At 34.6% G+C, this 26313-nt stretch carries 22 protein-coding genes and 3 pseudogenes; 15 read left to right on the top strand and 10 right to left on the bottom strand.

What is annotated here, in order from left to right; all coding sequences use genetic code 11:
- Positions 1-179: 179 nt before the first annotated feature.
- The 3 genes from AAGD50_RS00440 (at position 180) to AAGD50_RS00430 (ending at position 2419) form a co-directional block, all read left to right on the top strand.
- Positions 180-767, top strand: a complete 588-nt coding sequence (locus tag AAGD50_RS00440; RefSeq protein WP_010081980.1) for a lysophospholipid acyltransferase family protein — start codon at positions 180-182, stop codon at positions 765-767.
- 51 nt (positions 768-818) lie between these two features.
- Positions 819-1088 carry a 30S ribosomal protein S20 gene (rpsT, locus tag AAGD50_RS00435; protein WP_012673338.1) on the top strand — a complete coding sequence of 90 codons (270 nt, stop codon included), beginning with the start codon at positions 819-821 and terminating at the stop codon, positions 1086-1088.
- Between the two features lie 80 nt (positions 1089-1168).
- Positions 1169-2419 carry a citrate synthase gene (locus AAGD50_RS00430; RefSeq protein ID WP_341810053.1) on the top strand — a complete coding sequence of 417 codons (1251 nt, stop codon included), beginning with the start codon at positions 1169-1171 and terminating at the stop codon, positions 2417-2419.
- Between the two features lie 16 nt (positions 2420-2435).
- On the opposite strand, the gene AAGD50_RS00425 is transcribed toward AAGD50_RS00430, so the two are convergent.
- From AAGD50_RS00425 to AAGD50_RS00415, 3 genes and pseudogenes are all read right to left on the bottom strand, one after another.
- Complete coding sequence (locus tag AAGD50_RS00425) at positions 2436-2609, bottom strand: hypothetical protein (protein ID WP_341810052.1); 174 nt, start codon at positions 2607-2609, stop codon at positions 2436-2438.
- A pseudogene (locus AAGD50_RS00420) lies at positions 2609-3752 on the bottom strand (transposase). Before AAGD50_RS00420 ends, AAGD50_RS00425 begins: the two are co-directional and overlap by 1 nt.
- Before the next feature lie 296 nt (positions 3753-4048).
- On the bottom strand, positions 4049-4441 hold the full coding sequence (locus AAGD50_RS00415; protein WP_010963040.1) for a TraR/DksA family transcriptional regulator: 393 nt from the start codon (positions 4439-4441) through the stop codon (positions 4049-4051).
- A gap of 106 nt (positions 4442-4547) precedes the next feature.
- On the opposite strand from AAGD50_RS00415, the gene AAGD50_RS00410 reads away from it, so the two are divergent.
- Positions 4548-5195, top strand: a complete 648-nt coding sequence (locus AAGD50_RS00410) for a heme exporter protein CcmB (RefSeq protein WP_151808123.1) — start codon at positions 4548-4550, stop codon at positions 5193-5195.
- 458 nt (positions 5196-5653) lie between these two features.
- Here AAGD50_RS00410 and trmB read toward each other — a convergent pair whose 3' ends face one another.
- Positions 5654-6319 carry a tRNA (guanosine(46)-N7)-methyltransferase TrmB gene (gene trmB, locus AAGD50_RS00405; RefSeq protein WP_012673367.1) on the bottom strand — a complete coding sequence of 222 codons (666 nt, stop codon included), beginning with the start codon at positions 6317-6319 and terminating at the stop codon, positions 5654-5656.
- A gap of 139 nt (positions 6320-6458) precedes the next feature.
- Between trmB and AAGD50_RS00400 the strand changes: the two genes are divergently transcribed.
- The 3 genes from AAGD50_RS00400 (at position 6459) to AAGD50_RS00390 (ending at position 8818) form a co-directional block, all read left to right on the top strand.
- Positions 6459-8111, top strand: coding sequence for a 30S ribosomal protein S1 (locus AAGD50_RS00400; RefSeq protein ID WP_341810051.1), 1653 nt, complete (start codon positions 6459-6461; stop codon positions 8109-8111).
- 29 nt (positions 8112-8140) lie between these two features.
- A complete protein-coding gene (locus AAGD50_RS00395; protein WP_010963035.1) occupies positions 8141-8419 on the top strand; it encodes an HU family DNA-binding protein in 279 nt (92 codons plus the stop codon).
- Between the two features lie 72 nt (positions 8420-8491).
- Positions 8492-8818, top strand: coding sequence for a cell division protein ZapA (locus AAGD50_RS00390; protein ID WP_010082086.1), 327 nt, complete (start codon positions 8492-8494; stop codon positions 8816-8818).
- Here AAGD50_RS00390 and AAGD50_RS00385 read toward each other — a convergent pair.
- Positions 8793-9071, bottom strand: coding sequence for a succinate dehydrogenase assembly factor 2 (locus AAGD50_RS00385; RefSeq protein WP_006279484.1), 279 nt, complete (start codon positions 9069-9071; stop codon positions 8793-8795). The genes AAGD50_RS00390 and AAGD50_RS00385 overlap by 26 nt on opposite strands.
- A 99-nt stretch (positions 9072-9170) precedes the next feature.
- Here AAGD50_RS00385 and rseP point away from each other — a divergent pair, with 99 nt between their 5' ends.
- The 5 genes from rseP to AAGD50_RS00360 are packed head-to-tail and all read left to right on the top strand — an operon-like array spanning position 9171 to position 16541.
- Positions 9171-10289 (top strand): RIP metalloprotease RseP, encoded by a 1119-nt coding sequence (rseP, locus tag AAGD50_RS00380; RefSeq protein ID WP_264723864.1) that lies wholly within the window; start codon positions 9171-9173, stop codon positions 10287-10289.
- Positions 10290-10297: 8 nt separating this feature from the next.
- A complete protein-coding gene (gene bamA, locus AAGD50_RS00375) occupies positions 10298-12634 on the top strand; it encodes an outer membrane protein assembly factor BamA (protein ID WP_341810050.1) in 2337 nt (778 codons plus the stop codon).
- Positions 12635-13186: an OmpH family outer membrane protein gene (locus tag AAGD50_RS00370; protein ID WP_077188197.1), complete on the top strand. Its 552-nt coding sequence runs from the start codon at positions 12635-12637 to the stop codon at positions 13184-13186.
- A 4-nt stretch (positions 13187-13190) separates the two neighbouring features.
- Positions 13191-13622 carry a 3-hydroxyacyl-ACP dehydratase FabZ gene (gene fabZ, locus AAGD50_RS00365; protein WP_065094742.1) on the top strand — a complete coding sequence of 144 codons (432 nt, stop codon included), beginning with the start codon at positions 13191-13193 and terminating at the stop codon, positions 13620-13622.
- Between the two features lie 45 nt (positions 13623-13667).
- A complete protein-coding gene (locus AAGD50_RS00360; RefSeq protein ID WP_265041051.1) occupies positions 13668-16541 on the top strand; it encodes an FAD-dependent oxidoreductase in 2874 nt (957 codons plus the stop codon).
- 13 nt (positions 16542-16554) lie between these two features.
- Here the strand turns inward: AAGD50_RS00360 and AAGD50_RS00355 are convergent.
- Positions 16555-17317: pseudogene (locus AAGD50_RS00355) on the bottom strand (IS5 family transposase).
- A 45-nt stretch (positions 17318-17362) separates the two neighbouring features.
- On the opposite strand from AAGD50_RS00355, the gene AAGD50_RS00350 reads away from it, so the two are divergent.
- The 3 genes from AAGD50_RS00350 (at position 17363) to AAGD50_RS00340 (ending at position 20947) form a co-directional block, all read left to right on the top strand.
- Positions 17363-18439, top strand: a complete 1077-nt coding sequence (locus AAGD50_RS00350) for a hypothetical protein (RefSeq protein ID WP_341810049.1) — start codon at positions 17363-17365, stop codon at positions 18437-18439.
- Positions 18440-18711: 272 nt separating this feature from the next.
- A complete protein-coding gene (locus tag AAGD50_RS00345; RefSeq protein WP_264723964.1) occupies positions 18712-18906 on the top strand; it encodes a hypothetical protein in 195 nt (64 codons plus the stop codon).
- A gap of 37 nt (positions 18907-18943) precedes the next feature.
- Positions 18944-20947, top strand: a complete 2004-nt coding sequence (locus AAGD50_RS00340) for a hypothetical protein (protein ID WP_265044220.1) — start codon at positions 18944-18946, stop codon at positions 20945-20947.
- A 28-nt stretch (positions 20948-20975) separates the two neighbouring features.
- On the opposite strand, the pseudogene terL reads toward AAGD50_RS00340, so the two are convergent.
- From terL to hflK, 4 genes and pseudogenes are all read right to left on the bottom strand, one after another.
- Positions 20976-22395: pseudogene (gene terL, locus AAGD50_RS00335) on the bottom strand (phage terminase large subunit).
- Between the two features lie 116 nt (positions 22396-22511).
- Positions 22512-23996 (bottom strand): DegQ family serine endoprotease, encoded by a 1485-nt coding sequence (locus AAGD50_RS00330; protein WP_264723962.1) that lies wholly within the window; start codon positions 23994-23996, stop codon positions 22512-22514.
- A gap of 3 nt (positions 23997-23999) precedes the next feature.
- Positions 24000-24872, bottom strand: coding sequence for a protease modulator HflC (gene hflC / locus AAGD50_RS00325; protein ID WP_155969359.1), 873 nt, complete (start codon positions 24870-24872; stop codon positions 24000-24002).
- 2 nt (positions 24873-24874) lie between these two features.
- Positions 24875-25909, bottom strand: a complete 1035-nt coding sequence (hflK, locus tag AAGD50_RS00320; protein WP_010962866.1) for an FtsH protease activity modulator HflK — start codon at positions 25907-25909, stop codon at positions 24875-24877.
- Positions 25910-26313 lie beyond the last annotated feature (404 nt).

Here is a 26313-nt window from a genome sequence, read left to right as displayed (position 1 = left end):
ATTTGTAATAAAGTTAAATTTAAATAAATTTATGTGAGTTTGTGATTTCAAGTTTATTGTTTAATTTCTTTCTTATATTATGGGAGGTATTCTATACTTTCATTACTCTCCCTGTAATTTTCTTTTCTGAGTGTGTAATAACCATTTTCCTCGTCTGTTCGGTGAGAGTTGTATTATTCATGCTGCGTTTATTATGTGGCATTAAATATGAAGTGAGGGGAATGGAAAACATCCCTAAGCAACCTTTTATCATTGCATCTAAACACCAATCTCCATTTGAAACATTTATTTTTATACTACTATTTAGAAAAGCGGTTTTTATTTTAAAACGTGAATTGAAATGGATTCCATTCATTGGTTTGCATCTTATAGCGCTGAAAATGATTTTTATTAACCGTTCAGATGGTATCAGTTCTATACGCCATATAATCAAACTAGCAAAAATGCGTATAAAAGAAAATAGAAGCATAATAATATTTCCTGAAGGTACAAGAACAACTATAAACCAAAATATAAAATATCAACCAGGTATTGCTGCTTTATATAGCGTATTATCTGTTCCTGTGTTACCGGTTGCTTTAAACACTGGTTTGTTTTGGCCAAAAAGCATACTTTCTCTGAGAAAGAATCCCGGAAAGGCAGTAATAGAAATATTGCCCCCAATATATCCTGGGTTAAACAAAAATGAATTCTTGCAAAGTTTAGAAAAAATTATTGAAGAGAGAAGCAGTAGATTAACCATAGGAAAAACTGATATTGCAAATTAACAAAAAAACTTTATAATTAAAAGAAAAGTACAGTATTTTAGGTATTAATATATGGCAAATCATAAGAGTGCTAAAAAAATGATAAAGGTAATAGCAAAGCGCACTTTAATAAATAAGATGCGGAAAAGTAAAACTCGCACCTCTATTAGAAAATTGGTTGATATAATCAAGTCTGGCGACAAAGAAAATGTTGTTCTGGCATTTCGGAATGCTGAATCTAATTTACACAAGTGTGTGAATAAAGGTGTTATTCATAGGAATACTGCTGCGCGTAAAATAAGTCGCTTAAATGCAAAAGTAAAAGCATTGATGACCGCTTAATACGGTTAATGTAAAGTTAACTGTATTAATATATACTCCTCAGTTTGTATATTCTGTATAAAATTTAAGTAGCTTAAGTGATGGATAAAAAAGTGCTATTAGAACTAAGTAATGGATTAAAAATCGAGCTACCTGTATTAAGCGGAACAACAGGTCCTGATGTGTTAAATATCAAGGATTTATATAAGATGACAGGATTATTCACTTACGATCCAGGGTTTGTTTCTACAGCTTCATGCTCTTCTACAATTACATTCATTGATGGAGATGAAGGAGTTCTTAAATATAGGGGACATAATATAGCTGATTTGGCAGAGAATAATAATTTTACTGCTGTGATTTATTTATTGCTCTATGGTGAATTACCCAGTTCAGAGCAACACAAAAAATTTCTTCTCAAAATACAAGAATCATCCAAAGTATCAGAGCAAGTTACAAATGTAATTAAAGCATTTCCAAAAACTGCTCACCCTATGTCAATCTTAGTTGCATGTTTTGCAAGTTTGTCAGCATCTTATCATGAAAAGCATGGCAACAATGTCAATGGTGAAGACCTAGATTTTGGAATTTCTGCAATAGCGCAAGTTTCCACAATTATTGCAATGATTTATAGGCATATCAACAATCAGGAATTCATAAATGCTAACAATGAATTAAGTTACAGTGAAAATTTCTTAAAGATGATATTTGGCGATGCTGTTGATAATGATAAAAGCGCCCTTTTTGCAAAAGCTCTGGATAAAATATTTACTCTCCATGCTGATCATGAACAGAATGCTTCTACGGCGGCTGTCAGATTGGTGGGATCGGCTGGTTCTAATCTGTTTGCAAGCCTCTCTGCAGGAGTTGCTACACTTTGGGGACCAGCACATGGTGGAGCTAATGAGGCAGTTATAAATATGCTAAAAGAGATAGAGCAAAGTGGAGATATAGATAAATTCATCGAAAAAGCTAAAGATGATAAAGATCCATTTAAATTGATGGGATTTGGACATCGTGTTTATAAAAATTATGATCCGCGCGCGCGTATATTGAAAGTCGCTTGCCATGAGGTTCTAAGTAAACTAGAACAAAATAATGAACTGCTTAAAATTGCAAAAAAACTTGAAGAAATAGCTTTAAAGGATGAATATTTTATCGTGCGTAAGTTATATCCAAATGTTGATTTTTACTCAGGTATAATAATGAATGCTATTGATATCCCCTCAAATATGTTCACGCCTATTTTTGCACTTGCAAGAACCACTGGTTGGGTTACTCAGTGGTATGAAATGATAAATGATAAAGAAACTAAGATCTGTAGACCAAGGCAACTCTATTTTGGTAAATAAATTTATTTTCACTTCATTAGACTTCTTGCATAACCCAAACTAAGTAGAAAAAAGGTGTCATCCGAGTAGCTGACACTGGTTCCTTTACAACGGAAGTGTCCAGAGGTGTCATTCCAGTCTGGAATCCAGAAAAAAGGATGGTGTCATTCCGTATCCGTTTAGCCAATGGCGTCAACTTAAGAACTTTCATTAGCAAACTCTCCTAAAGACATGATGGCGTTTAGGCTTATCTACTTTATTGCGGCTGTCCCGGTCGGATTTTAACTTTAGCGCGTATACTTAAAAAGGGCTTGAAAGTTTTTTGGCGCAATAAGTACCTGATAGAGTTTCTGTCTCATTACACTAAATAAAACTGAAAAATTTAAACGATACTCAGTAATTTGATCTGGGTTCCAAGGCCCTTGTGCATCACATATATGAAGCGATAATATATTGCACATGACCAAGTTTGCCCAAAATTCTTGTAATACAGCCTCTCCAGAAAAATTCTCTAACTCTGCTCCTACTTTGAGTCGTTTATAGCACCCCTCTATGTGCCACCTTAACACATAAGCTTTGCTCCAAAGTCTCGGTCAAAAACTCTGTTTCTCAGTTGGCTAATGTCAGCACTATAACTCTTACTTTCTGTCCTTTCATTTTATTTTTTAGCTTTTCATTTTCTAATATAAAATCAAAATCTAATTCGCCAGCGTTCCCATAGCTTACTATAATTTTTTTTTTGCAAGCAAAAAATAAAATCTACTTCCAAATCATAATGCTGCTGAATGAATTTTACTGAAGACGATCATAGATAAATAATAATTTCTCTTGATTTAATAAACGCATTTGAGTGATAACTTCGGGTAATTGCTCTGCCGCCAACGTTTGTTCACCTATATTCCAAGCTGCAAGACGAGCACTGCAAATCAATGAAGTACACAAATCAACAAACAAATTGCCAATGGTGCCTGTTGTTCCATTTGGTTCAAACTCGGATACAATTTCCCCAGAGCTGGGTAATCTCATACCAGAACCATCTGCTGCAATAAGTCTATAGCCTCTCCAACTCAGGTTCATCCTGATAGGCTGTTTGGATGCTTAAATTCTTGAAAGCCTGTATGGCAAATCTTATATCTTGCTTTAGAAAAAGCTTGCTTTGAGGGTACATGTCAATGGCTCCATAAGTTCACATTCTATTCCCAAACTTTTTTTAACTAACTTTAAAATCATAGAAAATACTGTCGAAAAAGGAAGTTTTCTTGTTCGTGTAAAACTCAACACAATGGATTTTCTGAAAAGTTTTCGAGTATATTATATTTTTAATTTGTAGAATAAGGTTTTTTCCTTTTTGCATATTTCACCTAAAAAGGACACATTTTAGACTTCTTTGTTGAAATAAAACAGAAACAAAAGTGCTGTTTCTTGCACTCTTTGGATAATTTAATGATAAAAAATTTAGAGAGAAATTTTATACACTATCGCTGATATTTTTCCTTAAGTTGACGCCATTGCCTGAACGGATACAACTTAATTTTTAATCTGCAGGAGTCAAGTTGAGAATGTCCAATTTTCCACTTTCTTTATAGCATAACATACTTCAGCGCCTCTTGCTCCTCTTGAAGTCCAATGGGCTCACCACTTATGTGTAAATTAATCGTTAATGTTGTACACGTTCTTTTCTTTTTCTACTCTCTCTTGCTCTTCAATACAATATATAGCAAGCGGATTAGCTTTAAGTCTTTCGACTCCTATTTCTTCTCCTGTTCCATCGCAGTAACCATAAGTGCCTAATTTTATTTTTTCTAACGCCTCCTTAATTTTTTCTTTTCTATCTTTTCGACGCTTGATTAATTCCTCGTTTCCACTATCTTCATCAGAATAGTATGTATCAATACTATTATCTTCTAGTTCTTGTTTCTCTAACTCAGCGAGTATTGATTGTAACTTTAAGCTGAAGTATTCCAGTTGTTTTACGCTCATATATTCTTCATCTTCTGAAGGAGTGTAATCTTCTGGTGACTTTATTTTTGGTAACTTTTCCATAATTGCATTATCAAAAAAATAATAAAACCTATATAATTTATGAACAAAAAATTATACTACCTCAAAGTAAACACTATAATTTATAATAAACATTTAAAAGCCTAGTATGATCGACTCAGTAAAAAAATTAGTAATAGATGATAAGAACTTTACCTATATAGTATGTATTTTTATCATAATGTTAAGTTTATCTTCATTTACACTTAAAAACAACAATAAACAAGAAGTTATGTTAACATTAACATGGATATGTGCTACATTTGTTTTGCAGATTTCTACAAATAATTTGTTTACATCTGATTATCATGATGGAATATTAGAGCAAATCTTTGTACAGCCACTCTCTTCTAGGCTTATAGTTGCTTATAAAATTTTCGCTCACTGGTTATTATTTGGGTTACCGATTTCAGTAATTTCTTCCATATTCAGCTTTGCAATTCTAGGCAATAGTATTGAACACTCAATAGCAGTTGGAGTGTCTTTATTATTTAATACGCTGATAATCATTAATATTTCAGCTACTGGAAATGCATTGATGATTGGTCGAAACAACTTAGCATCAGGAGTATCGCAAATTCTTGTTTTGCCAATGATAATGCCAACCTTTGTGTATTTTAAAATGCTAACTCAATTTGAAAATTTATCCTTGAATATTTATACACTACTAATCACCATCTTAGTTTTTGTTATTTTGATTGTTAACAGCACCATAACTACTCACATGGCACTAAAATTTGCTGTGGAACAGGATTGAAAAATCTTACTGTTATTCAGTAGACTTCTTGCATAACCTAGAAAAAAGGCAAATAGTTATTATAGATTTAGGTTTATCGACAATTTGAAAAACCTTCATTCCAGCATCCTTCCCTGTCATCCAAGTAGCCCTTCGTTGTCATCCCAGTGTCAAAAACTGGGATAACAGCTAACCTGACAACCGTCATCCCGCTACTTGTTAGCGGCTAAGAGATACCGTGACAGTATGACGGTTCGCGGTGGCATGACGATAAGCCTCATCATCCCGCTACGTGTTAGCGCCGCGGCGGCATGACGAGAAAGGGGCTACTTGGATGATACCTTTTTCCTACTTAGTTTGGGTTATGCAAGAAGTCTATTCCTTCATAAGGAGAAGTAGTTAAAGGAATTTACTCTATTTCTCCCTCTTTTTTTATTATTTTTAATCTATAGTTAACGTAAAAGAGATATGCAAAAACTCTATTGATCCATAGTCTGCAAATTATTAATAACACTTACTTTAAAGAACCTCACTTTACGCTGATCTTTGAGCGCTCTTCTGTGGTATTTTGTAAGAGTATAACTTGTGAAATCGTCTTCCCTATAGATTAAAGAGTTACACTGCTTTATATGTGATGCTATCCACTCTGCATAGTCCTGATGATCGGTTGCAATGAATATTTCCCCTGTTATAAGTATTTTTTTTGCTAATAAATTTAAAAATTCCGTATTAATTAATCGTCTTTTATTGTGACTTCTTTTTGGCCATGGATCTGGAAAGAGAATAAAGAATCTTTCAACACTGTTATCAGGAAAATTTGCAATCAATTCTCTTGCATCTTCTGTCCACATTAAAATATTTTTTATGTTCTGTATTTCTATGTTTGTTAGCAAGCGAGAAACCCCCTTTAAGTAGGGCTCACATCCTATAAATAATAGATCAGGTTCATTGAGCACCTGGTAAAGCATATTTTCACCGTTGCCAAAGCCTATTTCTACCCATATTCTTTTTTGTGAATTTACAATTTTCTCTATAGATTCCTTGCTGTTTTGAATAGAATATTTTTCCAATATTTCATCAACATCAGGTTTTAGCCTGGACCTTCTGGAGAACGATCTAATCCACTTGCTATTCTTAAATAGCATATTCTTGATACATATATAATTTTCTCACTATATTTTATATAGCTTAAACAATTCTCGAAATGAGTTAATGAAAAATTACTTGTCAATAATTGTTAATATTATATAATATATGAGTTCTAATAAAGTTTAAGTTAAAGGTATGAATAATAATAATCCAGTCGTAAATCTACCGGTTACTATCAGAAAGCTATCATCAAACAAATTTATAGAAGAGATATGTCAAGGCCAATTTGAGGATCAAGATAATACCTTGTTTGAAGATTCTTTTGTTAACAAAATTAAAGAAGGAGATGTGGTAGAAGGTGTAATTACAAGAATAAACCCTAACGACGTTGTGGTTGATATTGGTTTAAAATCTGACGGGAGAATTCTGATCAAGGAACTCGGTTGTAATGATGAGGTCATTATTGGCTCGAAAATCAGAGTTTATGTGGAAAGAATTGAAGATTATCATGGTAATGTTGTTCTTAGTCGTGAAAAAGCAATTAGGGACGAAAAATGGAATAAGTTGGAAGAAGATACAGTTACAAGGGCTGAAGTAAGCGGAGTTATTAAACGCTCAATTAAATGTGGCTTTATTGTTGATCTTGGTGAAGGAATAAGCGCTTTTTTACCGCTGAGTCATGTGGATTTGAAGCAAGTAAAAGATGCGAAGCACCTTATTGAAACTGAACAAAAGTTCATCGTGCTTAAAATGGATAAGAAGCAGGGCAATATTGTAGTATCAAGAAAGCTGGTGTTAGAAAAATTGCACGCTGGTGAAAAAATTAAATTTTTAGAATCTTTAAATGAAGGCGATATAATAGAAGGGAAAATAAAAAGTATCACTCATTACGGTGTATTTGTCGGTATTCATGAATCAGATGTAGTGGGAGTTATAGATGGATTGTTACATATTACAGATATCTCTTGGAGTAGGGTAAGTCATCCGTCTGCAGTTTTTACTTGTGGTCAGACTATAAAAGTTAAAATTATAAAAATAGATAAGGAAAATGCTAAAATTTCCTTGGGTGTGAAGCAGCTAGAAGATAGCCCTTGGCAAGATGCAGAGTCAAAATATCCAGTTGATAGTGTGCATAAGGGTTATGTAACAAGCATAGAAGATTATGGATTATTTGTTGAGCTTAGACCTGGAATTGAAGGTTTAGTGCACTCGTCAGAAATAACTTGGGTTAAGAGTAATTTACCAGTTAGTAGTCTCGTAACAAGGGGACAAGAAGTATATGTAAAAATTCTCAGTATTGACATTGCTAAGAGTAGGATGAGTTTAAGCATGAAAAGGTGTGTAGACAACCCTTGGCAAGTATTTATCAATAAATATCCTCCTGGTTCTATTGTTTCTGGTGAAGTGAAGAATAATACCGGCTCATATGTATCTGTTGCTTTCGGTGATTCTGAAATAGATGAGAACGTAGAAGGGACAATATATGTGAAAGATTTTAGTTGGTCTAAAAATGGTTCAGATGAGATAAAGAAGTATAATGTAGGTGATAAAATAGAAGCAAAAGTAATAAGGGCTAACGTGAATCGGGCAAGAATTTATCTTGGAATAAAACAAATAGAGTATGATCCTCTTGAAGAACTGATAAAGAAAGTTAAGGTAGGTGATAAAATACAGGTTATTGTAGGTAAGAGAGAAGATAATGGACTAGTCGTTGAAGTTGAGAACGATGTAACCCTTCTAATAGATCAAGAGCATTTACCAGAGAATAAAAAATTCTCTATATCAGAAAAAATAGAAGTTGAAGTATTGGGTGTTGAAGAATATAACATAGCATTATCTGCTAAGTGATAAGGTTTACTTATTTTGGCTTCATATAAATGGCAACAAAGTCTGATATAATAGCGAGGGTAGCAAAAAGACATCCTTTTTTAGATAAGATTGTTATAGCAGCTATAGTTGATAGATTTTTTGGGATACTTTCAAGCACATTGAAACATCATAATAGAGTTGAAATTAGGGGGTTTGGTTCTTTTTCAGTTAGAAGTTATAACTTGAAAGAAACAAGCCATTTAATGTTACAGAAGTTTACAAAGAATCAATACTTTAAAACATATTTTCGTAGCAGTAAAAAATTATCTGATTTGATAAATGAATAAAAATTTATACCATAAATAAGATGAAAGTAGGGGTTTGAGTTTATACTGTACGATAGAAATTTTTAGCACCATATGCAAGTAGTAGAAATAGTTATACGTAATAACACATATAAAATATCTTGCGAAAGTGGGAAGGGGAATCATTTATTACGCCTTGCTAATAGTTTTGACAAGTTAGTTAGTTCTGTATCTCAAAAAACTGGAGGTAAGGGTTCGGATGCATTAAATTTCTTACTTGCAGCACTAATTCTTGAGGATAAAATTTTAGAATTAACAAAGCGATTAGATGAAGTAAATCAAGAGCGCGAAAAGTATAGAAACGAGAAAAGAATAGAATATACTGAGGTACTAGATAAGGTAAATAAGATTATCACTAATCTTGAGTGCATAAAGGATTAGCTTCAATAAAGCAAGCAATTAAATTGACTATCTGACTATTCAAGCCAGGAGGGAGGTTTGTCTTACGAGTTATGTAACAATATAATTCGTAATCATCAAGATCAACTATTTTTTCGTATTCGATTAGTTCGCTTAAGGAAAATTTATCAAGATATTTCAATGCGAAATGCCCTAAAAGTATATCGGTTTCTTTGCAACCCCTATGCCAGCTTCTATATATTAATTTTCTTCTGAGTAGTGAGGTATCTGTCATTACAATTAAACTTTTTTTAATTTAAAAGTTAAACTAAATACTTGTCAAGCGAGGCGCATTTTAATATACTTAACATTTTGTTAAGATCTAAATATACAGGTGGAATTAATTTCTAATCTTATCCATCAATTTAGCGATGGAATATATTATTTTTTATCATTTTCTTTAATAATTTCTGTCATAGTATTCGTGCATGAATATGGGCATTATGTTGTTGCCAAAGCATGCAAAGTTAAAGTTGAATCTTTTTCCATAGGTTTTGGTCCTGAAATTTTTGGTTTTAACGATAAGTCTGGAACTAGATGGAAATTAAGCGTTGTTCCATTGGGTGGTTATGTTAAAATGCTAGGAGATACTAATGCAGCGAGTGTCCCAGCTGATCAACAAGAATTAACGGAAGAAGAAAAATTGTATTCATTTCATACAAAACCGCGTCATAAAAAAGCAGCAGTAGTTTTTGCAGGGCCTTTTGCAAACATGGTATTTGCTGTTATAGCTTTTACAATATTTTTTAGCATAGCAGGTTATTATCGCACTCCACCGGTGATTGAAAATGTAATCGAAGGTAGTGCAGCTAAGCAAGCTGGTTTGTTGCCAGGTGACACTATTACACAAATCAATGAGCATAAAATAAAATACTTTGAAGATATTTCACGTGTGATAATGTCGAATCCTAAAATAAGAATGGAGATTGAGTATAGCAGAAATAATGAGAAGCACAGGACCAGTTTAACTCCATTAATAATCAAGGACAAAGACGTTTTTGGCAACACAATAGAAAGAGAAACTATAGGGATTATTTCAGTCAATACATTAAAGCAGTCGTCTTTTCTTGGGGCTGTGAGCTTATCAGTAAGTGAAACTTACCACACTATGTGCTTAACGATCAAAGCTCTCTTTCACATTATTGTTGGTAAAAGGAGTATCAATGAAATAGGTGGGCCAATAAAAATCGCAAAGTATTCAGGGCAATCAGCTAAAAAGGGGTTCGTTATGGTTGTGTATTTCATGGCAATTATTTCAGCTAATTTAGCTGCAATTAACTTGCTGCCAATACCACTGCTAGATGGTGGGCATTTATTTCATTATATCATAGAAGCGGTTATACGTAGGGATTTAAGCTTGAAATGTCAAAAACATGCAGCTATTTTTGGTGCTTTAGTGTTGTTTTTGCTTATGGCAACTGGAATGTCAAATGATATTAGGGATCTTTTTTGAAATAAAATATGAAAAAGCTATTTTATATACTGGTAGTGGTTTTTATTTCTTTTCCTGCCCTGCTTGTTGCTTTAGGAACTGCGGAAAAAGTGCAGGTGAAAGATGTCAAATGTATTGGTAATGAGAGGGTAAGCAACCAGACAATAGGGTTCTATATAAAACTAAAATCTGGTGATTATATAAACGACGATGATATAGACTCAATTATAAAAGATCTATATAAAACAAAGTTATTTGCTAGTGTTAATGCTTACATAGATGATAAAAAAAATTTAGTAATAAAAATTCAAGAAAATCCACTGATTAACAAGGTAGTGTTAAAAGGCAATAAGTTATTTAACAGCAAAGAGCTGCTAAGTAATGTGATTCAATCAAAGTCGCTAACTATTTTAACTGAAACAAAATTGCAAAACGATTTAGTGAATTTAGTCACTACTTATAGAAATAACGGTAAGATTGGTGTTAAAATTGAATATGACCTGAATAAGCTTGATGGCAATAGGGTCAATCTAATTTTTAAAATAAAAGAAGGCAAAACCTCTAAAATTAAGGATATAAGATTTATAGGCAATAAAAACTTTTCTGAAAATGAGCTAGAGCAAGTTATCAAAAGACATAGTAATGACATATTTAGTAAGTTATTTAGAGCTATTTTTAAAGGCGGAAATCATCATTCACCGCAATATCTATTGATTAACACAGAATTGCTCGATCATTTTTATTCATCTAAAGGATATATTCAAAATAATATTCAACCAATTGTTGAGGTTGATAATAACAATCAAACAGAGTTAACTTTTTTGATTGACGAAGGACAGCAGTATTTATTTGGAAATAATGAGGTTAATATTGAAACTGAAATTCAGGATTTGAGCCTAAAAGAAGAAATATTGGATTTTATAACAGAGGAAAACGATAAGATATTTAATAGAGTTAAAATTAATAATACAGTAGAAAAAATAAACAAATATTTAAATGAGAAAGGATATATATTTGCAAAAGTTAATCCAGAGTATGCACAACGTGACAATGTTGTAGATGTAACCTACAGAGTGCTGCCGGGTAAAAAGATTTATATAAATCAAATTACAATTGATGGTAACGATCGCACTTTAGATAAAGTGATCAGAAGTAAGCTAAGTGTAGCAGAAGGTGATGCGTACAATATATCTGAGATTCAAAAGTCACGTAAAAAACTAATGAGTAGTGATTTTTTTGAAACAGTGAAAGTAAATAGTTATGCAGTTAATGATAATGCAGTAAATCTTGACTTAAGTGTTAAAGAAAAAAACACTACTTCGTTGTATTTGGGAGGAGGTGTGTCTCTTCCTGGTGGAGCATTGATTAAAATTGACCTCAAAGACCGTAATTTATTTGGTACTGGAAAAGAGCTCTCTTTTGCTCTTGAAAAAAGTCAATACGTATTTTCTACTGATTTAGAGTTTGTTGAAAATAATTTTAACGATTCTGATACGTCACTAGGCATGGGTGTATTTTATGAAAAACAAGATAAACCAAACACTACTTTTGATAGTTGCGATATGGGATTTTTTACAAAGTTATCATATAAAGTCACAGAGAACTTAACTAATTCCCTTCGCTATTCTTATAAGTATAATCATATACACATGGATAATGAGGGTGGACAAGACACCGATATCTCTGAAATAATACTGGACCGAAAAGGTAAACATCAGATTTCATCAGTGGGATACACGTTGGCATATAATAAACTGGATAATCTATATGCTCCAAAAGAAGGGTATTTACTGCGCTTAAGTCAGGATATTTCAGGATTGGGAGGAAACGTGAATTTCCTAAAATCTGAATTCTTATCTTTTTATACGCACCCTATATTAAGCAAAATTGACGATGATATAACGCTACGCTTTAAGATGGCGGCAGGTCATATTTTTTCTTATACTGATGAAAATCTAAACATTGGCCAGCACTTTTTTAAAGGGGGTAATGAGATTAGAGGGTTTGACCTTTCCGGTATTGGACCAAGAGCAGAAGACAAAAATAAAAGCTCATTAGGAGGCAAAACTTATTTTAATCTAACACAGCAAGTGGATTTTCCTCTACCAAAACTATATGACTATGCTGGTATCAAAGGCTCACTATTTGTTGACTATGCAACACTTTTTGGCTTAGATGATAAAAATAAGAAGTATGAAGGGAAATACTACGATAGCAAGCTTGTGAGAGTGTCACCAGGTTTTGGCTTTTCAATGCTTTCTCCTTTTGGTAGACTTAGATTGGATTTCGGGTTTCCTTTAGTAAAGGAATCTTATGATATAATACCATCACCAAATGTTAAATTTTCTATTGAAGCGGGGATTTGAATGAAATATATACAGTTATTTATATCAGTTATTGCCTTAATTATTTCCTTATTTGTGGGGTATAAGTTTGTAGGATATCAACCTCAGAACACAAAAGCTGCAATTATCGATAGTGACAAAGTCATCAATGAATCTCTTGCTCTGCAAAATATACAACAACAAATAAAGGAGCAGAATTCTAGATTACAACAAGAATTTGAAAGTGAGTTAGAAAAACTTAAGCCATCAAAAGAAGAATTTGAACTTTTGTCAGAAGAAGCAAAAAAAGAAAAGACAGAACAGTTTAATAAGCACACTGTAAATACTAGAGATAATTACGCTAAAAAAATGTTACATTTAGAAGAAAGCTATAGAGACGCAGTAGAGAGTGTTTTTAACAAGATAAAAGAAGTCGCTAAAAAAACGGCAGAAAAAAACAACATAGATTTGGTACTATTTATTTCAAAAAAGAACCAAGTTTTATACTCCATGGATGAAGTTGATTTATCAGATGTGGTATTAAACAATATAAACAAGAAAATACCTGAATTTGCTTTGAAAGGCATTGAGTAGGCTTATGCAATTTAATATCAGTGATATTATAAAAATATTACCACATTCTTATCCGTTTCTCTTAGTAGATAGAGTTATAGAGTGTGATCCTGGTAAAAGTATAAAAGCAATCAAAAATGTGACTTTCAATGAGCCATTTTTTATTGGCCACTTCCCTGGTCATCCAATAATGCCAGGAGTCTTGATAATTGAATCTCTAGCTCAGGCATCTGCTATATGTGTTCTAGGTAAAGAAACAATAGAAAATAAAGTTGTTTACTTGAGATCCATTGAAAATGCAAAATTCAGAAAGCTAGTTACTCCAGGGGACACATTGATTCTTCAAGCTAACATTCAAAGTGTGTGTTTAGGTGTACACAAATTTAGGTGTATTGCATCTGTTAGCGAAGAAAAAGTTGCAGAAGCAACAATCTCAGCAGTATTGCAAAATAAATAAAATCTTCATCTGTAAGAAACAGCATGTACACTGTATAGTATAGCAATGAAGCTGAATTTCAACATCTCATTTTCTAATCTATATACTCGCAATGGATTAATAAAATTAGATGAGACATTTTTGAATTATATCAAATCATGTGATGAGAGCTTGTTTTGTTCATTAATTGAAGCAAGAGAAAAAGCAGCTTCTTCTTCGATGTCATCCCAGTGTCACCTCCCATCATCCCAGTGTCACCCCCCGTCATCCCAGTGCTTGACACTGGGATCTAGAAAACAAGAAGGACGGTCAGCTACTTGGATGACAGATAGTCAGTTAATAGTAGACCTCTCATATTTACTTGATGAATTTATTGCAAAACTTTTCAATGTTGAAAAAGAAATAGAGGAGCTAAAGAAAAAGCACAATGACTTTGCTGTAATATATAAGTGCAAAAGATTATTTGTCCAACGCTATGCATTGAAGAAATACACTAATGTGGCGAATATAGATATTACTAACAAACTAAGTCATTTTCTCACTTTGCCAACAACAGAAAAAAATTTTGCTGAGCAGGTGATGCATTGGTTTGAAGATAAAGAAAATCACAAAGAAGAAATAGAACTTGCAGCACAATATGCAGTGTGGAGAGTAAAAAATAAACAGAGCATATTATTTAGCATACATAAAAAAATTGACCACGAAAACCTCATACCATTTTCTAAAAAAGAAGTAGACAAAGTTGAAGTGCTGTATTCAAATGAAGTAAAAAGACGATACGGTTTTGACCTAACAAGTGAAAAGGCTAGTTTAGATAAAGCATTGGATAATGCTCATTACTGCATATTTTGTCATAAGCAAAGTAAGGATAGCTGCTCAAAGGGGCTAATTAATGATGACAATACTTTCAAAAAGTCTCCACTTAGAGTTGAACTGCACGGCTGCCCACTAGAGCAGAAAATATCAGAAATGAATCTGGTGAAAAGCGAAGGGTACAGCATAGCAAGTCTTGCAATTGTGATGATAGATAACCCATTATGCGCGGCTACTGGACACAGAATATGCAATGACTGCATGAATTCGTGCATATATCAAAAACAAGAACCCGTAAATGTGCCAGCAATTGAAACAAGGATTCTGGATGATGTGCTCAGTTTACCGTACGGATTTGAAATATATTCTCTGCTCAGCCGTTGGAATCCTTTAAATTTTCAGCGTTCATTGCCAAGAGAAAACACCAGAAAAAACGTTCTAGTTGTAGGCCTTGGTCCTGCTGGTTTTAATTTAGCTCATCATTTGTTGAATGATGGGCATAACGTTATCGCCATTGATGGACTAAAGATTGAACCTTTGATCGATAATTTCCAGCTAATTAAAGATTTCAAACACGAAAAATTGAGTGAACGCACGGCAGATGGGTTTGGTGGGGTGGCAGAATATGGCATTACTTCTCGGTGGGATAAGAATTACTTAAAGATTATTAGATTACTGCTGGAAAGACGTGAGAATTTCGCACTTTATGGAGGCATTCGTTTTGGTGGCACGATTAATGTTGATGATGCTTTCAACTTGGGTTTTGATCACATCGCCCTAGCACTTGGCTCTGGTAAGCCACGAATGATCAAAATAAAAAACATACTAGCTCGTGGAGTACGCATGGCATCTGATTTTCTGATGTCGTTACAACTGACTGGCGCTCTTAAATTCGATTCTATAGCAAATCTGCAAGTTCGCATGCCGATAGTTGTCATAGGTGCGGGGCTTACTGCGATTGACACTGCCACTGAAGCTTTAGCGTATTATCCAATTCAAGTAAAAAAATTTCTTCTTCGTTATGAGATATTAGTTGATAAGTATGGAAAGGACTGTGTTGAAAAAGATTGGACAGAAGAAGAGCACGAAATTGCGAATGGGCTCATATCGCATGCAAAGTTGATCCAAGCAGAGCAAGAATTAGCAAAAAAAGAGAGTAGAGAAATAAAAATATTAGAGTTGATGCAGAGCCTCGGGGGAGTGAAAGTTATATATAGAAAAGAGCTAAAAGATTCACCGAGTTATCGATTAAATAGCGAAGAGGTGCAAAATGCACTGTCAGAAGGAATTTACTTTATTGAAAACTTAGAGCCAGTTGAAGTTGTGACGGATAAATATAACCATGCTGAGTCAATAAAACTGATAGACACAAAATCCGGCGAAATCAAACGTATAAAAGCACGTTCTATTTTTATAGCAGCAGGTACTGAGCCAAATACGGTTATTGCAACAGAAGATGAAAAGCATTTTAAATTAAGTAATGGGTATTTTACTCAATTGAATTCATTGGGAAAAGAAATAGATCCAATATTTTCTCCAAAAATGCAAAATAAAGATAGAATATTAGTGTATAAGCAAGGCAATAAAACAATCAGCTTTTTTGGTGATCTTCACCCTTCGTATAGCGGTAGCGTCGTGAAAGCTATGGCAAGTGCTAAGAACGGCTACCCTATTATTTCCCAGCTTTTGAATAGAGTTAATAGCTTCGTTTCTGTCATTCCAGTGTGTGATGTTGTGGGCCAGAAAAAAAATGCGTGGTCAAGCATTGAAGATCTGGCTAACAAAGAATTCTTCAATAGAATCAAAGAGCAATTCGCTGCAAAAGTCATAAAAGTTCAATATTTAACAGATAAAGTGATAGAAATAGTGATTAAAGCACCTCTTGCGGCAAAGAATTTTAAACCTGGACAATTTTTTAGGTTGCAAAATTTTGAAACCAATAGCAGAAAAACTAACCTTGCTATGGAAGGTATAGCTGTGACTGGCACTGAAGTAGACAAAAAAAAAGGAATTATTTCCACTATTGTGCTGGAAATCGGCGGCTCCACTAATTTATGCAGACACTTAAGAGAAGGCGAGCAAATAATTCTTATGGGCCCAACTGGCAGACCTACTGAGGTTTACTAGGCAGTGTCGACATTTATTTTAACCAAAGATAAATGCCAGCAATGTGAACAAAAGACAGAAAAGCTATGGCCAATTTGTCGTAGCGTGTAGCAACTCTGCGGAAGTGCTTGATTTTGTTGAACATCCTTTCGATTAAGTTTCTCTCTTTATACAATTCTTTGTCATATTCTCTTGGTGTTTTTCTGTTGGAACGCGGTGGGATTACTGGCTCAGCATTTACAGCTTCTGCAGCCTCAATCATATAATTTGCGTCATACCCTTTATCGGCAATAAGTGCCTCCATGTTCTTGCCTTCTATCAGGTCTAAAGCTTTTACGTAATCCGATCTTTGCCCTGCAGTAACAAAGAATCTCAGTGGGTTGCCCAAAGCATCACAAGCAGCGTGTAATTTGCTTGAAAATCCTCCTTTGCACCGTCCCAGCTCTTGTTCTTGTCTACCAGTTTCCACATTTTTTTCTTGCACCAGCAGCATGTTGATGTGCCCTGATTATTGTTGAGTCTATCATGAGCCACTCTGTGTCTCCATTAACAGCTAATGTGTTGAAAATCATCTGCCAAACACCAGATTTTGCCCACCTTATAAAACGTTTATGTACACTTGACCATTTTCCATACTCAGCCGGCAATGCTCTCCATGTTGCTCCTGTTCTACCTATCCACATTATTGCAGCTACGAATCTCCTGTTATCTTTTGCGCTTCTTCCTCTATCTCCTTCCTTACCTGGCAGACTGTTTTTTATTCTCTCCCATTGCTCATCTTTTAAATCATATAGCATTCTCTTTACCTATTAATAAAGAGTACTCTATATCACTATTTTTTTATGTCGACAAGACCTAGTTGTATCGATGAAATCTCATCTCAAGCAGAGCTACATATCGGAGAAGGTGATGATGAGGATTACTTCACTGGTGAAAAAGGAAGAGTACTCGGAGATTTCTGGAATTTCTTTGAATCTCTCTTCAACCTTTTTGAAGTAGATGTAGATGATCCGAAAATCTACCAAATGCTCAAGGAGAAGAAAGAAAAAAATTGGCTTCTTTCGATAATTAAGTTTTTCCGTGATAAGCTTAAGGAGTTAATCAAGAAGATTTTTGCACGCGATTTAAGTTTCAATCAGAGGTTGGACAAAGAGATAAAAGAATTGCAGGAAAAATCAGGCAGTGGTGAGTTATCAGAAGAAGAGTTTGCAAGGGCGTTAGAAAGATTAACTGCATTGCAAGATCTGAAACTCAGGTTACAAATGGCCGTTGTCGGATGGATTGTTACAATGTTCGCAGAGATGTTTGGAGTTGAGTTGGCGGCTGCGGTAGAGGCATCTACAGAAAAAGAAGATAAAAAAGCAGAAAAAACATCATTAAAGGAAGAAAATAAAGAAGTTTGCGAAAACGTAGAAATCAAGTTAGACGAAAGAGAAAAACCTAAAGTGCCAGTTTTCCTTTTTGAAATTTCACCAGGATTTGTAAGGCCAGTCCCTCTGAGCAAACCAGAGCTTGATCTTTTACCAAAGCCTATAATGCCTTCTATATTTAAGGAGGTTATAAACAATGAGAACCGCGAGGAAACAAAACCAAAAGTAGAAGAAGAGAAAAAAGCGAAGCCGGAGGAACCGAAGAAAGAGGTGTGTCCACCGAAAGCTCCGGAGGAGGAGAAGCCAAAACAAGATCAGCGAAAAAGAGGTGGAAAATTTAAACTTGGTGATAGGAAATCAAGAAAAATCAATCGGGATAGCTTTCCTGCACACAATTATCCAATTGGTGATTGGCAAGAGCAAGCTTCTAATGGAAAGTCTAATGCTAGTACTGCTCAACCACCAAAAAGATTGATTGATGATGTAAAAGTTAATAATCATGTGGATTCAATAGGAAAGGCACCAGAAAAAGCACCATCGAGGGGATAGCTAGTGTTAGCTTTAGATGACAAAAAAGACTGGATCCCAGTGTCTGGGCACTGGGATGACAAGAAAAAGAGGTACTGGTATGACATTAAAGAGTAGGGATTGATGGCAAAGAGAAATACAGGTGTCATTCCAGCGCGTGACGCTGGAATCTAGAAAACTGAATTTTATGAAAAAGAGTGAATAAAATTTTTTGAAAAAAAATATAAAAAAGTGCTTGCACTTAATTTTATTTTTAGTATATTAATTACATAATATTTTTACTGGGGGATAATATGGATAGTAATAAAGGTTCAGGTTATGAAAAACGAAAATATGGCGATAATAATGCACCAGGAGGAGGAAGAATTAGAGCGGATGCTATAGATCCAAGGAGAGTTGATGACTTTACAGAGAGAATTAAGCGTGAGGAGGAGAGAAGGAAGCAAAATCAATCTAGTGGTCAAGGTAGTGGCAGAAGTGGTAAGTAACAGTAAATTTATGGTAATTTGAATAGGGAGGGATATTATGCCTAATATAATGAATCAAGAATTAGTAAGAGCATTTAACATTATTCTTTGTCATAATGAGGTTGCTATTACTAATCTTACCGTACAAAGCACAGATCAAACTTTTTTTAAGAAGGAAGATCGTATTGTTATCTCATTTGATAAAAGTATGGATGCTGATCAATGCATGAAGTATTTAAACAATATGAAAGGAAGGATAGTAGAAACATTCTGTGGAAATGAAAGTACTGCTAGTTTATCTTTTGATATGAAATCTTTTCCTTTTAATTTCAATCGGAGCCAATTGGTAGATAGTAATGGAAAGTATAGATTTTCAGTGCCGATAGATCAAAGTATAGTTTTCAATCTAAAATGTTTGCTAGCTAATGGGCTTGGGAGAGACATCACAGGTGCTATGGGAAGAGATTTTGGTTTAGAACATGTAGAAGGGTATACATCTGATGAAAGCTTTGACAGGAAATCTTATCTATATTGTATGCGTTTCTATGATAAAAGGTTACAAGAGTATTTTATAGAGTCATTCTCAGCGACAGTAAAAGGTTATAAAAATAGTCCTAAAAGAACTGATGGTTTCTTGAAAGTCAAGGACAATTGTGTGTATATAAAGGGGAGCATCTTTAATAAGGCTAAGTTCATTAAGGACATAGTAAAACACAAAGCATCTTTGGAATGTCGTGATTTTGAGGTTACAAGTGCTGAGGATGAAACTGTTGAGAATCTAAAGTTTCCAGTGATTGATTTGTCTCGTAAAGTAGGTATACCAATTAATTCTGTACTTCATGTTTCTTATACAGGCAGTGGTGAAAATTCAGTTCTTATACCTGCTGCTAAGGAAATTATTGATAATATTATATATTATAAAATTTTAAGCAAGGAACAAGCGGATGATATTAATAAAGTATTTGGTATGACCGTGTTAAATAATGTTGAAGATTGTATTTCACCAAAACATCTACCAGTATTTGGCAGGAGAGGAATATACGGAATAGATTTTGCTAATCAAGACATTTCTTATTGTGTGCTGAATAAAATCATGGAAAGCTCTGTAATCAACAAAGACCATGAACTGTCCATTGACCCTGAGCTTCCTCGAACGCTATTAGCTGAACCATCACCGACACGGGGGTGTCCCAAGCAAAGTCGTGGTGAAGGGTTAGAGAGTCCTCCCAGGCAAGGATCAGAAAGAGAGGAAGAAACAGAGCCTTCTCTGGGGGTGCTGGGGGAAATAGATCCAAGTCAATCCACTTGTTCTCTTAGAGCATGGGATAGTTCAACATTCTTAAATTCTGAGGTTTCTAATAAGGAACCTGAAAAACAGCAAGTTACTGATGAAAGTGATCGAAAAAGTAGTAATGAGTGTTCTGAAGCAAAGTCACAAGATAGTAAATCTCCGGAGAAGAAACATGGGGGTGGTTGGCGTTGTAGTAAAAGAAAGTCTGATGGTGTAACTTCACTTTTTAGGCAAAATAACAAAGGACGTGGTTCGGTGTATTCGATATCTTCAAGTGTAAGTGCTCCTGGGGGTCCTGTAACTAAAAAATCATCTGTGTCTAAGCTATTTTCTTCATTCCCAGCTAGAATAAGAGCAAGAAGTAATCCATCCTCAGCGGTGACTTCTCCTATGCATGAAGGTGGACCAGAGTGGCAACAACGTCTTAATCCTGATCAGAGAGAGGAACTACGCCCATTTCTTTCTCCTGAGGAGCGAAAGAAGCTAAACTCCAACTATTTCTCCCCTGGGGAGGAGTGGCATTTATATTTGACGCGTACTCTTTCGGGGAAAAGGGAGCTAAGCAGATTTCTATGTGAGAGTAAAGAATCACAGTTACGGCGACTTGCAGAAGCACAATTATCGTCACCTGATAACTCTAATAGAGATAGTGGTTTTTCTTCTATGGGATCGCCTGCTTCTCCTGTTGTACAACATAAGGGAAGTGCCCCTTTAAAGGTTACAGAGTGTAGTGTGCAACAGGTAAACTCACATTCTGTAGAGCGTACGTGAGAAGCTTTGGGGAAATAAATTTAGGTTTTTAGATATATCTTAACCACCTAAATGGTTTATTAGGGTTGGGGCCAAAGTCTTTGACCCTGAAAGCACTGGTGTTAGTTTTTCTTGTCCATTGCAGATATTGCGCGGTACTATCCACTTGATCATCATGGCGAGCTTCTGGGAACATTAAAATTTCGTACTCGAAATCGCTGAGCCATACTGCTTGCTGTGGCAAAAAAACCCTACCAGACTCTATCAACGGAACAATTTTGAGTGAGTTTGTCATTGTGTGGAATTATTTCGATAATCGGTAGATCGCTATTTGCCTTTAGCTCTTGTGTTAATTGCTGACCACTTGTTTTTGCTTCAATCAAAATTGCGTGTGGCGTCCATCTTGCAGCTAGTGACAGAACTTGCTCTTTAAGCTTTGGATACTCAAGCTTTGCTCGATATACATCAAGTAGATAGAATTTATTATCTATTTTTGCCCAGGTGGTGCAGACGCTAAAGTCGCTGGAATCGTTTGTTGAAACTGCAGTGTCCCAGCTTTGAGTTACATGTGAGAGATTATCAGGGAAATTTTTATAGCGCTTTAGCCACTCTTGTTTTATTATACCGCTTGAAAGTGGTAGAGGATTTTGTTGGTATTGAGCAGCAAAAGCGTAACTCCCGAGTTCAACTTTTATCATCTCAACTTCTTCTCTTCCTCCCTCCAGGGGATATAATAACTCATTCTCTTCTCTTGAATATAAACCTTTTTCTTGTGTTATAATTGAGTCGATTATCTCCACTTTTTCAGAAATCATTGGCAAACAAATGTGATGCCATATGTTTTTTGGCTTGGATAAGAGGTGCCCTGTTAAGTCTTCCAGGTGGAGCCTATGCATCACAAGCACAATTACTCCTTTTTTTCTATCGTTGAGTCTCGTTACTAAAGTCTGATCGAACCAGTTTGTGGCACGTTTTCTAAATGTTTCACTCAAAGCTTGAGCAGGGTTAAGCGGATCATCCACAATAATAAAGTCACCACCTTCACCGGTTAATGTTCCTCCAACTGATGTTGCGATTCTAAATCCTCTCTGCACTGTTTGGAATTTATATTTAGTGTTCTGGTCTTTGGATAGTTCTACCTCTGGAAATAGTTCTTTATACCAATCAGATTGCATTATGCACCTGGTATCGAGCGAATGTTTTTCACTAAGCAACTTAGAATAACTTGCAACTATTATTCTTGCAGTTGGCTGATTTCTCAGTATCCATGCGGGCCACGCAACACTCATACATATGGACTTCATTGAACGCGGAGGCATATTGAATATTATGCGCCTTACTTCGCCAGCATTCGCTGCTTCCAGCCTGTCTGCTATGACTTTTATGTACTGATAATCATTATACTCACATCCCGGCACCACTGTTTGAAAGCACAGTTCAATGAATTTTAGAAAATTTATATTATCCATATGTGTATTTTAGTGAATGGAATGTAGACTTTAATAGTTTTGATTTGTCTTGTAAGATTGAGGTGTTATAATGACAGGCTTACAATGCTGCTAATTTAGTAAATAACCTACGAGTGCTATTTCTTCAACTTTATCGAAGTAAAGAATTGATTTCCATTGCGGTAAATGAGCAACATTATTGAATCTTTACCGTTTTTCTTTACTGCTGAATCAACTTGTTTTTGAAAATCATTAGTATTTTCTATATCGGTTCCATCTAATTGGATAATAATGTCTCCTTTTTTAATACCACGCAGCGTGGCATTACTGTTACTATCTACATTGGTAACTATCACACCTTTTGTAGGATTACTTTCTTTTGATTCTTTTGGCAGATTTGAAACAGTTAAACCGGTTACATAATCAGATGTTGATTTATTTTCTTCTTGATTGTTATCTTGGCCATCATTTGTAGATTCTCCGATCACAACTTTAATATTAACCTCTTTGCTCTTTCTAAGTAACTTAACTTGCACTTTTTTCTCAGGTCCAGCTCTTGAAACCATTTGAGGTAATTGTGTCATTCTATCGATTTTTTTACCGTCAAATTCTAATAATATATCACCTACTTTAATCCCACTTTTTTCTGCAGGACTATCCTTTACTATACTTGCAACCAATGCGCCTTTTATATCTTTTAAACCCAAGGACTCAGCAAATTCTTTCGTTATAGGCTGAACTTGCACACCAAGCCAACCATGTTTTATTTTTTTGCCACTTTTTAATGTGTCAATAATTGACATAGCTAAATTAGATGGTATGGCAAAACCTATACCCACGTTGCCGCCAGACTCAGATGGAGAATAGATAGCAGTATTAATACCTATAACTTTTCCATTTAAATCAAATAACGGTCCTCCAGAGTTACCCCTATTAATTGCAGCATCAGTTTGAATAAATTCATTCATAGTGCCAATACTAATGTCCCTGGACCTTGCAGATATAATTCCTGTGCTTACAGAGCCACCCAAACCAAATGGGTTACCTATTGCCATAACCGTATCACCAACCCTTGCTTTATCAGAATCACCAAATGCAACAGAAGAAAGATCTTTATCAGAATTAATCTTAAGCACAGCAAGATCAGTTCTTGCATCATAGCCTAAAACTTCTGCTTTGAAATAAGTATTATCGTTCATAGTAACTGTGATATCTTGGGCGTTTTTAATAACGTGATAATTTGTTACTATAGTTCCACCTTTATCTATAATAAACCCAGAACCAAGCAACACCACCTCTCTGTTAACACTAGGGCCCCTATCCATAAAAAACTGATCAAAATGCTCAAAAAACTCTCTAAAATCATCAAAAAAATTATTTCCTGGCATAGATGGAACTCTAGTTCTGCTGTTATTTTCTTGTTTGATGATTTGTTCGCTTGAAATATTTACAACCGCAGGAATGAGTTCTTCCACTAAATCGGCAAGTCCTTGATTACAGTTGCATGCAGTAGTGCTAGCATCAACGACCTTTTTTGCATTCCAATCAAACATATTAGCATACGAAGAAAACGCAATTAGAAAATATGCAAATATAGATAAAATAAATGCCTTACTTTTCATAAATTATTTCCATCCTTTATTTAAAATATCTAAAAAGTTATTGTTTGGTGAAAGTACAAATTTAGTATTATTTTCGGCAAATGATTTACTGTAAGCACTCATAGAGCGATAAAAGTTAAAGAACTCTTCATCAACTTTAAATGCCTCATTATAAATCCTAGTTGCTTCAGCATAACCACGACCCCTTATTTCGTACGATTCTTTTACTGCACTGGAGATAATTTCCCTTTTTAATTTATCAGCTTTTGATCTAACTTCCTGCCCAGCTTGCTCTCCTTCTGCTCTAATTTCTTTTGCTTCTTTTTCCCTTTCAGTTTGCATACGGCGAAATATTGCAGAACTATTTTCTTCTGGTAAATCTGCTCTCTTAATTCTTACATCTATTATTTCTATGCCAAATTTTTCAGCTTCAGAATAAACTCCACGCTGAATCAATTGCATAACCTCTGATCTTTTTTCATTCAACAAGCTAATCAACGAAAATCTGCCTATATTTTCTCTTATGTGTGCTTCTATAACCGGATATAATCTTCTAACCAGACCTGATTCATTCCTCACAGCCTGGTAAAAAGTAACAGGATTTGTTATTTTATATTTTGCATACGCATCTACTATAATACGTTTTTGATCCGCTGTTATCACTTCCCTTGGGATCTTATCAGGACTTAAATCTAAAACTCTTTTATCAAGAAACTCTACACTATTTATGAATGGCAACTTAAAATATAAGCCACTTTCCCTAACATCCCTTACAACTTTACCCAGTTGTATAACTATTGCTTGCTTTGTTTCTTGCACAACAAATATTGAATTAGATAAAGCAATCAATAAAACAACAAATACAGAAACAAAAACAATTTTAATATTACTACTCATGGTTATTTTCCTAAATTTGTAAGAGGTAAATAAGAAAACATACCTTTCAGATCATCAGTTACAACAACTTTGTCTACCTTACTGAAAATATTTTCCATAGTTTCAAGATAAATACGATTCTTAACGAGAGAAGGATTCTGTCTATATTCCTCATAAAGAGATAAAAAGCGATTTGCATTACCTTTTGCTTCATTTATTATTTCATTTTCATATGCTTGTGCATCTAATTTTATCTTTATCGCTTCACCCTTTGCTCGAGGTATAATATCATTATTATAAGCATATGCTTCGTTTATAGTACGCTCTTTGTCTGCACGAGCACTTTGTACATCTCTAAATGAGCTAATGACTTTTTCTGGTGGATCAATTTTTTTCATTTGAACAGATAAAATCTCTATACCCATTTGGTATCCATCAAGAATCTGCTGCAATAGAATTCTAGTATCTCTAGAAATTTCTGGTCTGCCTTGACCAAGTGCAAAAGAGATCGTATTTTTACCTATTATTTCTCTCATGGCACTTTCAGCAGCATTTTTAACACTGAAACCGGGTTTGTAATCCCGCACTTTGAATAAATAGTCCTTAGCATCTCTAACGCGCCACTGAACCTCGAAGTTAACGTTGACTATATTTTCATCTCCAGTTAGCATCACGCCTTCACCGCGATCTGTATCTCGCCCATAAGAACTACTTACCCCAATTTCTTCACGATTTACTTCCTTAACGTTCACTTTAAAAACCTTGCCAATAGGGTAGGGGAAGTGATAACGCAAACCAGGTGTTTCCGTATTAGAATATTTACCAAAGGTAAGTTCTATACTTTCTTCACTAGGATGGACAATATAAAAGCCAGTGCAAGCATAGAACAGCAAAATAATGAAAATGATGAAATAAGGTTTTTTGCCCCTGTTTCTGGTTAATCCATTAAGAAAGAACCTTATATCAGATACAGCTTTACTTAAAATATCTTCATTATTAGGAGTTTTGTTCCCTACCGGTTTCTTTCCCAGATTCCAAGGATTATTATCATCAAACATAATGATTGATTCTATAATTAATACGCTAATATTACTTCTTTAATAAGAAAATGCAAACATAAATTGCTATTTTATTTACAAATTAATCATCAGGATGGAAAACATGATCGTACACTTCCTTTTCTCTATGTAGTATGGTTGACTCTATGGAATTTTCTGGCTTTTTTTTGAATTCTTTGTTGTCACTCTTTAAGTGCACTACGTCTTCGTGAAAATGGAAATGATAGCTGAATAATAAAACCATTATTATTAAAGTTATAACAGCCAAAAAGATGAGTGTTCTTTTTCTATACCTCATAAATGCTGCAGCTTCTTGACCTAATTTTCCACACTATCAAAAAACACGTCAAGCGAAATTATTTGAAGACAAATAAATACTGGCAATCAATTTAACACTAACTTAA

This window comes from Wolbachia endosymbiont (group A) of Apotomis capreana, from assembly GCF_964027025.1.
GTDB lineage: Bacteria > Pseudomonadota > Alphaproteobacteria > Rickettsiales > Anaplasmataceae > Wolbachia > Wolbachia pipientis.
Note: the sequence above shows the minus strand (reverse complement) of the source record. Positions and strands in the feature narration are given on the sequence as shown.

Coding starts and splice junctions, on each gene's coding strand:
- AAGD50_RS00440 (WP_010081980.1), top strand. CDS start 180: ATGCTGCGTTTATTATGTGGCATTAAATATGAAGTGAGGGGAATGGAA.
- rpsT (WP_012673338.1), top strand. CDS start 819: ATGGCAAATCATAAGAGTGCTAAAAAAATGATAAAGGTAATAGCAAAG.
- AAGD50_RS00430 (WP_341810053.1), top strand. CDS start 1,169: ATGGATAAAAAAGTGCTATTAGAACTAAGTAATGGATTAAAAATCGAG.
- AAGD50_RS00425 (WP_341810052.1), bottom strand. CDS start 2,609: ATGAAAGTTCTTAAGTTGACGCCATTGGCTAAACGGATACGGAATGAC.
- AAGD50_RS00415 (WP_010963040.1), bottom strand. CDS start 4,441: ATGGAAAAGTTACCAAAAATAAAGTCACCAGAAGATTACACTCCTTCA.
- AAGD50_RS00410 (WP_151808123.1), top strand. CDS start 4,548: ATGATCGACTCAGTAAAAAAATTAGTAATAGATGATAAGAACTTTACC.
- trmB (WP_012673367.1), bottom strand. CDS start 6,319: ATGCTATTTAAGAATAGCAAGTGGATTAGATCGTTCTCCAGAAGGTCC.
- AAGD50_RS00400 (WP_341810051.1), top strand. CDS start 6,459: ATGAATAATAATAATCCAGTCGTAAATCTACCGGTTACTATCAGAAAG.
- AAGD50_RS00395 (WP_010963035.1), top strand. CDS start 8,141: ATGGCAACAAAGTCTGATATAATAGCGAGGGTAGCAAAAAGACATCCT.
- AAGD50_RS00390 (WP_010082086.1), top strand. CDS start 8,492: ATGCAAGTAGTAGAAATAGTTATACGTAATAACACATATAAAATATCT.
- AAGD50_RS00385 (WP_006279484.1), bottom strand. CDS start 9,071: ATGACAGATACCTCACTACTCAGAAGAAAATTAATATATAGAAGCTGG.
- bamA (WP_341810050.1), top strand. CDS start 10,298: ATGAAAAAGCTATTTTATATACTGGTAGTGGTTTTTATTTCTTTTCCT.
- AAGD50_RS00370 (WP_077188197.1), top strand. CDS start 12,635: ATGAAATATATACAGTTATTTATATCAGTTATTGCCTTAATTATTTCC.
- fabZ (WP_065094742.1), top strand. CDS start 13,191: ATGCAATTTAATATCAGTGATATTATAAAAATATTACCACATTCTTAT.
- AAGD50_RS00360 (WP_265041051.1), top strand. CDS start 13,668: ATGAAGCTGAATTTCAACATCTCATTTTCTAATCTATATACTCGCAAT.
- AAGD50_RS00350 (WP_341810049.1), top strand. CDS start 17,363: ATGTCGACAAGACCTAGTTGTATCGATGAAATCTCATCTCAAGCAGAG.
- AAGD50_RS00345 (WP_264723964.1), top strand. CDS start 18,712: ATGGATAGTAATAAAGGTTCAGGTTATGAAAAACGAAAATATGGCGAT.
- AAGD50_RS00340 (WP_265044220.1), top strand. CDS start 18,944: ATGCCTAATATAATGAATCAAGAATTAGTAAGAGCATTTAACATTATT.
- AAGD50_RS00330 (WP_264723962.1), bottom strand. CDS start 23,996: ATGAAAAGTAAGGCATTTATTTTATCTATATTTGCATATTTTCTAATT.
- hflC (WP_155969359.1), bottom strand. CDS start 24,872: ATGAGTAGTAATATTAAAATTGTTTTTGTTTCTGTATTTGTTGTTTTA.
- hflK (WP_010962866.1), bottom strand. CDS start 25,909: ATGTTTGATGATAATAATCCTTGGAATCTGGGAAAGAAACCGGTAGGG.